Genomic DNA, 8,150 nt, shown 5'->3' with positions numbered 1-8,150 from the left:
GCCGTTCAGTCACGCGCGCTCTGCGGCAACAGGCTTGACGATCCGGAGTGTTGGCTTTATGGTGTCTCACGCAGTCCGCATGCTGGCTGTTCTCCAATGTCAGCCCGGCGCGCGACTCGTCACATCGCGATCGGCCGATCATCGGCATGTGCGGTGACGAGGCGCGTGCCGTGCGGACATGGACATAAGAATGCTCGCCCACGACGTCCCGACCCATGCTCGCCTCGAGGACCTGGACTCCACCGGCTACGTGGTGGTGCGCTCGTTTCTGAACGACGCAGAAATCGCTCGGTTCGAGGCCGACTACGCGGCGAGTTCTGGGGTCGACACGTCGTACGGAGTCCGGCAAGTCTCTGCCGGCGCACGAAGCGCGATCGACGACAAGCTGGCGGCCATGGCGCGCGCCGTCGCGGGCGCCAGCAGCGTGCGGGTCGACATCGCGTCGGTCTGCGCGTTCGGCAGCGCCTACTTCACGACCGAAGGTGAGATCGGGACGGCGTGGCACCAGGACGCGGTGTCGTACTTCGCCTACCAGAACCACCACGACTATCTGAATTTTTACGTGCCCATCGTGAAACCGGTGCGCGAACGGTCCAACCTTTGCGTGATTCCGTTCGATGCGTTTGCGGCGCGTAGCCCGGAGCTCGCCGCCCGGCTCCGCGGGCGCGGCGCGACGCGCTTCGTCGTGAAGGATGGCGCGACGATCGTCCACGACAACAACACGAGCGATATTCACGGCGTCCTGCCTTATGCGCTCGACGAGCTGGCCGTGACCCCGCAGCTCGGCCGCGGCGATCTTCTGCTGCTGCGAGGCGACGTGATCCACCGCACCGAGGACAAGGACACGCACCGAATAGCGGTTTCGATCCGGATGATGAACCGAGAGACCCGGGTCCGCCGCGCCGAGCTCGTCCGCGGCGGCTTCCTGAAGGCGGTCGTGATGACCCATGGACGGCGCGACTTCGGTCGACTCTTCGACTGCTTCGACGCCGCGGGGAAGGACGAGCTGACGATCGGAGAAATAGCGGGCTTCGAGGCCAGCGCGCGTCCGGCGCGAGCGACCTCGTTCGTCAGCTTCATGGCGTTCCTGATGTGGAACCGGATGCGCGAGCGCCTGGGGCTGTTCTAGCACCGCGTTCGACGAGAGGACTGGGCGATGACACAAGCGACAGCGCAACAAGACGAGCAATTCGACGTGATCGTTCTAGGCGGGGGGCCCGGTGGGTCGTCTGTCGCCTCGTTCGTCGCGATGCAGGGCCACAGCGTGCTCCTGCTCGAGAAGGAGAAGTTCCCGCGCCATCAGATCGGCGAGTCCCTCTTGCCCGCCACCACCTACGGTATCTGCGGCCTGCTCGGGATCAGGGACCGTATCGAGCGAGCCGGTTTCACGCGCAAGCAAGGCGGCACGTTTCGCTGGGGCAAGAGCCCCGAGCCGTGGACCTTCCGGTTCGCCGAGAATCCCCGCGTCCCCGGCGGCTATGCCTTCCAGGTCGAGCGCAGCGTGTTCGACAAGATGCTGCTCGACGCCGCGCGCGAGAAGGGCGTCGACGTCCGCGAGGAGCATGCCGTGGTGCGCGTGGAACAGGAAGACGGCCGGTTCTCTCGTGTGCGGTTCCGCGACGAACGTGGCAGCGAGCGAACCGCGACCGCGAAGTACATCGTCGACTCGGAGGGGCACCGCGGCCAGACCTACGCGCTGGTCGGCGAGCGAGTGTTCTCGCAGTTCTTCCAGAACGTGGCGCTCTACGGCTACTACCTCGATGGCAAGCGTTTGCCCGCGCCGAGCTCGGGCAACATCCTGTGCGCCGCGTTTCGCGACGGCTGGTTCTGGTACATCCCGCTGTCCGACCGGCTCACCAGCGTCGGCGCGGTCGTGTCCCGCGAGGCCGCGCAGCGGATCCAGGATGGGCCCGAGCAGGCGTTCCAGAGCTTCGTGGATTCCTGCCCGATCATCGCAGAGTACCTCGCGTCCGCCACGCGCGTGACCGAGGGCGTGTACGGCGAATTTCGTGTCCGCAAGGATTACTCGTACTGCAACACGCGATTCTGGAAGCCCGGACTGGTTCTGATCGGAGATGCCGCCTGCTTCATCGATCCGGTGTTCTCGTCAGGCGTTCACCTGGCGACCTACTCGGCGCTCCTGGCGGCGCGATCGATCAACAGCTGCCTCGCGGGGGACATCGACGAGGAAGAGGCGTTCGACGAGTTCGAGTTCCGCTACCGGCGCGAGTTCGGAAACTTCTACCAGTTCTTGCTGTCGTTCTACGACATGCATCAGGAAGCGGACTCGTACTTCTGGAAGGCGCGCAAGGTGCTCAACACCGACGAGAAGGCCAACGACGCCTTCATCCGGTTGGTCGCGGGAGCATCGAGCGTCGACGAGCCGGTGTTCAACCAGGCCGAAGACTTCTTTCGCTCCCGGCAGGGCTTGGGCCAGTGGTTCGAGGGCATGCTGAGCAACCAGCTTGCGACGCAGGTCGACGGCCTGCCCGGCCAGAGCGCGCCAGCGACGCTCGAGGGCGGTCCGAGCGCCGAGCAGTTCATGGAAGGCTTCACGGCGGAGGTGCGCCAGATCCAGACGCAAGCGATGTTCGGCCACCGCCGAGCCCGCGAGAGCTCGGTGCGACCCCAGGGCCTGATCCCTTCGACCGATGGCTTCGCCTGGCAACGCGGATAGCCGAGGCCCGCTGGTTCGACACGAGGCCACGCATGCAATCTGAGCTACACACGAACCTGCACGACATCGTCCGTGCGCTGCTGCCGTCGGTCGCCGACGGGAAGCCACAGACCGTCGTCCAGTTCACCGTGCGAGACAAGCGGCTGAGCGCTTATGTGGTCGTCGACCGGACCGAGCACGGCGAGGCGCTTCGTGTCGAGGACGGTAAGCACGGTCGGCCCGATGCGAGCATCTTCCTGTCCACGGCGGACCTCGCCGATATTGCGAGCCTGGGCTGCGTCCGCGGCCCGGTCTCGATGACCGGCAGTCCGCCGCTGCTCAGCTCGTTCCGCGATCGGTTCATGTCGATCTCGCCCGCGGGCAAGGCGCGGATCGAGGAGATCACCCGGAGCCAGATCGGCGCGGAGGTCGACCGCATCAGCATCGCAGCGATCTCGCCGGCGGACTTCATCCAGCGCTACGCGATGGCGAGCCGCCCTGCCGTGATCGTCGACGCCATGCCCAAGCGGGACGCCTCTCCCTGGACGATCGAACGGATCCGCTCCGAGCTCGGCGATGCGTCGGTCGAGGTGCGCACCGGCAACTATGCCGCGGACATCTACAAGGAGACGATGCAGACCAAGGAGCTGCGCCTCGCCGAGTACCTGGCGTCCCACGGCGATGGCCCGGCTGACTCCGCGCAGGCCGACCCTCGTCCTTATGCCGCGAGCAATGGGGTTCCCTGGGACTGGCACCTCTGGCTCGATTATCCACCGTTCGTTCCAGAGGGCCTGTGCCAGTATGCAAAGTTCTGGATCGGCCCCGCCGGGACCAAGACGCCCCTGCATCGCGATTGGCTCGACAACTTCCTGTCACAGCTGGTCGGCACCAAGCGGATCGCGCTCGTCTCGCCCCACCACGCCCCTCTGCTTTCACCGAGGGTCATTCATGCCGGGCTCGACTCGTGCAACACGGTCGATCCCTTCGAGCCGCAGCATCAGGTCACCTCCAAGTGTGATCCTGTGTTCGTCACGTTGAACGCCGGTGAGATGCTGTTCTTGCCTGCGGGGTGGTTCCACGACGTCCGGTCGACGTCGTTTTCGTTCTCGGTGAACTTCTTTCTGATGCGAATCCCCTACGCCGTTTGCCCGCCGGACTTGACGACCTTGCTGTAGCGGCGCGCGCAAGAACGTCGCGGCGGCTGCGAGCGCCTCGCGACGCTCGTCGTCCGAAAGCTCTGCAAATAGCCCTCAATGGCGCCGCGAGGCGCGGGCGGTGATTGGATGAGCTTGAGGCGAGCGTGCGCGTGAAGACTCCGGAGGGTCGGGCCCACGGCTCACGGGGAGCGACGAATCTTCGAACGCAGCAGGCCCGTCGGGAGGGACGCGTACCGCCGGCGCAGCCTCTCCAGGCATGACGCCATCCACGAGGGCAGGCTCGCCTCGAGGATCTCCTCCATGGTGTAGACGCGCCGCCGCTCACCCCGCCACTCGATCCACGTCTCGCGCGGCTCCGCATGCGGCTCCGGCGCCTCGCCCTCCACGGCGCGCAGGAGGAGCCGGGCCTCTCGCGATGAGGATTCCCCGAGGATCTCCAGGGCATCCTCGGTCCCCAGGAGCGCGAGGCCCGCCGCGGCCTCCTGGCGGGCCAAGGGGATGTCCGAGCTCAGGACTTCGGCGAGGCGCTGCAGCCCTCGGCCGGGATCGAGCAGCGCCAGCATGTACGCGCTCTCGCCGGCTGCATGGCCGGCCGTCGTAGCGAGGAGCGTTACCAGACGGCCGCGCAAGCTGCTGGACAGGGCGACCTCGACGGCGCTCTGGAGGGCCAGCCGGCAGGCCGTGGCGCGCACGTGAGGCGCAGGGGGCACCTCGCCGGTCGCGCGTTCGGCGACGTCGAGCAGGGGGTCGACGAAGCGAGGATCGCTCCAGTCCTCGATGATGCCGAGCGCGACGCTCGTGACGCCGTCCAGGGGAGAGCGATTGAGCTGCGCGAGGACCGCTTCCTCTGCGTGCTGTCGACCCAGCCGGGCGAGGGCTCGCAGATCTGCCGCGTTGCCGAGCTCATAGGGGCCGGAGAGCCGTGATATGCGCTCGGAGACCTGCGCCTGCGCGGCTGCCTGGATGCTCGCCGGCACCGCCAGCGACGCCAGCTCGTCGGATGCCCGGACGAAGTCGCCGAGGAGGACCGCCAGCCACGCGCGCCGGAGCGGCGACTCGGACCGTGCGAGCTCTTCGAGGAGCGGCGCGAGGGCGCCCGCGAGCGTCTGGCCGGAAGCGGTGAGCACGACGCGGTGCTCGCCCGTGATGAGCTTCAGCGCCTTGAGCGTGCGGAGGTCAGCCATCCACCAGGCCGCCGTACCTCCGGCGCCCTTCAACGGAGCCTCGATCCCCTCGGGCTCCGGGAGCGAATCGAGGTAGCTCTCGTAGAACCAGGGGTCGATCGAGTCCGCGCCGTTCTCGTCGATGTCGACGTCGATCTCGGTGCCGTCGTCGTGCGTCAGCCGACAGCCGATCCCATGGAAGAAGTAGCTCCAGCCCTCCAGACCAGGGACCGGTCCCGCTTGGGGTCGGTCCACCGGAGCTCCGAGCGCGCCGTCCGTCGCGAGCCTCGCGAGGTCTCCATTCAGGTGCTGCTCCACGATCCGACCGACCCAGCGCTGGCGCGGGATGTGCCGATGGAGGGCGACGAGGAGCCACCGCGCCCACGGATCCCCGGGGAGCTCGACGCCGAGATCGAGAGCAGCCCGCGCGACGCGCTCTGCGCTCTCCGGTTGCGTTTGCGCGGCCTGCGCGAGCCTCTGGCTGAGGGTATGCAGGTGGAGCATGGTGCGCGCAATCCTATCGAACTCCGCTGGATGGCGCACCGGCGATGGCATCCCATGGCATGCTCCTGGCGACATGAGCTCCCCCCCGACACAAGCTTCGCTCGACGCCCTCTTCGCCCGCGCCACCTCTGCCCGTGTGCTCGATGATGGCCACGGCCGGGCCACGGAGCGGCATGTGCTGGCCGAGGCGCGCGGGATCGAGGACCTCCGCGCCCTCCGAGAGCACCTCCGCATCCAGGAAGGGGGGCCGTCCTTTCACTGCATGTGCCTCGGCGATCTGACGGTGGAGCTCCTCGCGCACGACCAGCCCCTCGCGTCCATCAGCTTCCACCATGCCCGCAGCCTGAGGAACCCCGACTGGACCTCGGACGCGATGCTCGTCGACGGCCCCGCGCTCGTCCGGTGGCTCGCCGGGCGCGGCGCGCCGGATCCCCTCCGCGAGTACGAAGAGGAGCGCGAGCGAGCCCGAACCGCGCAGGAGGCGAGGCGCCTGTGGCTCGCGGCCGCGCCGCCCTGTTTCGCGCCCGATCTGCCCCGCTTCGAGGACGACGCCAACGGGCTGCCGCTCGGCCCGATGTCGCCTGAAGTCGCCGAGGCCGAGCGGCGCCTCCGCGCCTCGTACGCGACTCCTGAGCTCGCCTGTGCCGCGCTGCTCGCCTGGCTCGGGACGGGCGCGGGTCCCTGGTCCGGATATCCCGCCTACGAGATGCTGCCAGAGAATCTGCTCCTCGGGTTTGGCCTGCCGACCGCGATCGCCGCGGCCTCCGCGCCCGGCACATCGGAGGCCGCTCTCCGCGGCGCAGCGCGGCTGTTCGCCTCCTGGGAGGTCGTATCGAGCAAGAAGAGCCAGCTCGGTGACATCCCCGAAGCCCTGTGGGAGCGGCTCCGGACGATCGTCCGTGCGACGGGCAATGCCGACAACCTCTCTCGCTTCGAGCGCGCCGAGGCGATCGCGGCGGAGGTGCGCCGCCTGCGCGCACAGCCGGCGCCCTTCGCGGCGGGCGCCGGCCTGGCGGTCGCTGGGGTCTCCTCGAGCGGCCGGCTCTCGGGCCTCGTGACCGACGGAGACGCGTTGTACTCCGGCGACGGCAACGACATCGTCATGTTCCAACCCGGCCGGGTCTCGCCGGTCGTGCTGCTCGCCGGAACCGATCCCTTCTTCGAGCTCGCGCCGCCCGTCAGCCAGATGCTCTTCGTTGCGCACGCCAACGCGGGCACCATCTCCAAGGTCCTGACGGAAGGCAGCTCCCTCATCGTGATGGCAAGAAACCAGGCGCGACCGATGAGCCTCGTCCACGCTCGCGGGTTCATGGCGTGGGTCAACCAGGCCATGGTGCCCGACCCCGAGCGGGGCGCGCCCTTCGTCGTCCAGCGCTCGACCATCATGGAATTCGAGCACCCCACGCCTCGTTGTCTCCACGAGCCCGCCGGCAGCGCTTTCTCCCTCGCCTGCGACGAGGAGCACCTCTACTGGTGCGAGCTTTCGGCTGGCCGGCTCGAGCTATGGCGCCACCCGCACCACCGCCCCGGCGCCCCGAGCCGCTTCGCGTACCTCGGCGAGCACCCCATTGCGGCGACCTGGTACCCCACGCTCACCCTCAATGCGACCCACGTGCTGTGGGCCGACCCTGTTCGCAGGGCCATCCTCGGGGTCGACAAGCGCACCGGCGTAGAGCCCATCGTCCTCGCGGAGACGCGCCATCCCCCGGCGCACGTCGTGTCCGAGGACCGGGACATCTTCGCGCTTACCGGACAGCCCGACTCCCGCGACTGGCACGTCGAGCACATCCGCTCCGGCGCCTCCACCGTCGTGGCCGACTACCAGCGCCAGCTATGGGACCGCCCTGACATGGTGCTCAACCGGCGCGGCCTCTTCTTCACGACGAACGACCGCATCCTGACGCTCGCCCGCAGCTGACATCGCTCGACGCCGGGCCGCTCATCGAGGGCGCCCGGACCGAGCTGGCGACCCGGGCGCTGCTCCGCCTGGCCGTCCTCCTGACCGCGCGCGCCTCCGGCGGGCTCGCGCGGCGGCGGGCGCCGCCTTCCCGGCGCTCGTGCTCGAACGGCCCCTCCCGAGCGGCCTCTTCCTCGGGATCGTGCGCTCGGTGACGGCGCTCGCTCGCGGCCCGGGGTCAGCGATCGACACGAAGGACGCTGACCGAGCCGCCGAAGAACAGGGCGGCAGCCACCATCTGGCGAAGACCGGGCGAGTACCCGTCCACCTTGCCGACCGCGCTGTTGGCGCTGTTGCGGATCGTTCCGTCGCTCTCCAGCTTCCCGACTTGACTGTTAGAGGCGTTGCGGATCGTTCCGTCGCTCTCGACCTTGCCGATGCTGCTGTTCGAGGCGTTGCGGATCGTTCCGTCGGACTCGACCTTGCCGACGCTGCTGTTCGAGGCGTTGCGGACCGTGCCGTCGTGGTCGATCTTGCCTACGACGCTGTTCGAGGCGTTGCGGATCGTGCCGTCCGCATCGACCGCACCGACGGCGCTGTTCGAGGCGTTGCGGATGGTGACCGGGCCGAGCGTGACGTCGGCCTGGGCCGTCCCGCAGAGGAGGAGCAAGGCGAGCGCGATGGACCGCATGCGCGAATGCTACCACAGGGTCATGGGTGGGCACGATCGTGCTTGTCGTTGGGATCCGGCAGGCTGGGCGCGTGCCGTCCGG

At 68.5% G+C, this 8,150-nt stretch carries 6 protein-coding genes; 4 read left to right on the top strand and 2 right to left on the bottom strand.

Features of this window, described 5'->3' with window-relative positions; translation table 11 throughout:
* The first annotated feature begins 190 nt into the window (after positions 1 to 190).
* Genes WMF33_RS24975 through WMF33_RS24965 form a run of 3 tightly spaced genes read left to right on the top strand, consistent with a single transcriptional unit; the run spans position 191 to position 3,831 of the window.
* On the top strand, positions 191 to 1,129 hold the full coding sequence (locus WMF33_RS24975; protein WP_437322187.1) for a phytanoyl-CoA dioxygenase family protein: 939 nt from the start codon (positions 191 to 193) through the stop codon (positions 1,127 to 1,129).
* A 27-nt stretch (positions 1,130 to 1,156) separates the two neighbouring features.
* A complete protein-coding gene (locus WMF33_RS24970) occupies positions 1,157 to 2,677 on the top strand; it encodes a tryptophan 7-halogenase (protein WP_437322186.1) in 1,521 nt (506 codons plus the stop codon).
* Between the two features lie 32 nt (positions 2,678 to 2,709).
* Entirely contained in the window at positions 2,710 to 3,831 is a 1,122-nt protein-coding gene (locus WMF33_RS24965; protein ID WP_437322185.1) for a cupin-like domain-containing protein, read from the top strand.
* 161 nt (positions 3,832 to 3,992) lie between these two features.
* Here WMF33_RS24965 and WMF33_RS24960 read toward each other — a convergent pair whose 3' ends face one another.
* Entirely contained in the window at positions 3,993 to 5,480 is a 1,488-nt protein-coding gene (locus WMF33_RS24960) for a DUF6896 domain-containing protein (protein WP_437322184.1), read from the bottom strand.
* A gap of 73 nt (positions 5,481 to 5,553) precedes the next feature.
* On the opposite strand from WMF33_RS24960, the gene WMF33_RS24955 reads away from it, so the two are divergent.
* The gene (locus WMF33_RS24955; RefSeq protein ID WP_437322183.1) at positions 5,554 to 7,398 is read left to right on the top strand and encodes a hypothetical protein; all 1,845 of its coding nucleotides are present in this window, start codon (positions 5,554 to 5,556) and stop codon (positions 7,396 to 7,398) included.
* A 217-nt stretch (positions 7,399 to 7,615) separates the two neighbouring features.
* Here the strand turns inward: WMF33_RS24955 and WMF33_RS24950 are convergent, their stop codons facing one another.
* On the bottom strand, positions 7,616 to 8,068 hold the full coding sequence (locus WMF33_RS24950; RefSeq protein WP_437322182.1) for a 5-fold beta-flower protein: 453 nt from the start codon (positions 8,066 to 8,068) through the stop codon (positions 7,616 to 7,618).
* Positions 8,069 to 8,150: the final 82 nt, after the last annotated feature.

Source organism: Sorangium sp. So ce394, assembly GCF_051474665.1.
Lineage (GTDB): Bacteria > Myxococcota_A > Polyangia > Polyangiales > Polyangiaceae > Sorangium > Sorangium cellulosum_D.
Note: the sequence above shows the minus strand (reverse complement) of the source record. Positions and strands in the feature narration are given on the sequence as shown.

What these genes read in the sequence shown, in the direction of transcription:
- WMF33_RS24970 (WP_437322186.1), top strand. Translation starts at nt 1,157, where the DNA reads ATGACACAAGCGACAGCGCAACAAGACGAGCAATTCGACGTGATCGTT.
- WMF33_RS24960 (WP_437322184.1), bottom strand. Translation starts at nt 5,480, where the DNA reads ATGCTCCACCTGCATACCCTCAGCCAGAGGCTCGCGCAGGCCGCGCAA.
- WMF33_RS24975 (WP_437322187.1), top strand. Translation starts at nt 191, where the DNA reads ATGCTCGCCCACGACGTCCCGACCCATGCTCGCCTCGAGGACCTGGAC.
- WMF33_RS24965 (WP_437322185.1), top strand. Translation starts at nt 2,710, where the DNA reads ATGCAATCTGAGCTACACACGAACCTGCACGACATCGTCCGTGCGCTG.
- WMF33_RS24955 (WP_437322183.1), top strand. Translation starts at nt 5,554, where the DNA reads ATGAGCTCCCCCCCGACACAAGCTTCGCTCGACGCCCTCTTCGCCCGC.
- WMF33_RS24950 (WP_437322182.1), bottom strand. Translation starts at nt 8,068, where the DNA reads ATGCGGTCCATCGCGCTCGCCTTGCTCCTCCTCTGCGGGACGGCCCAG.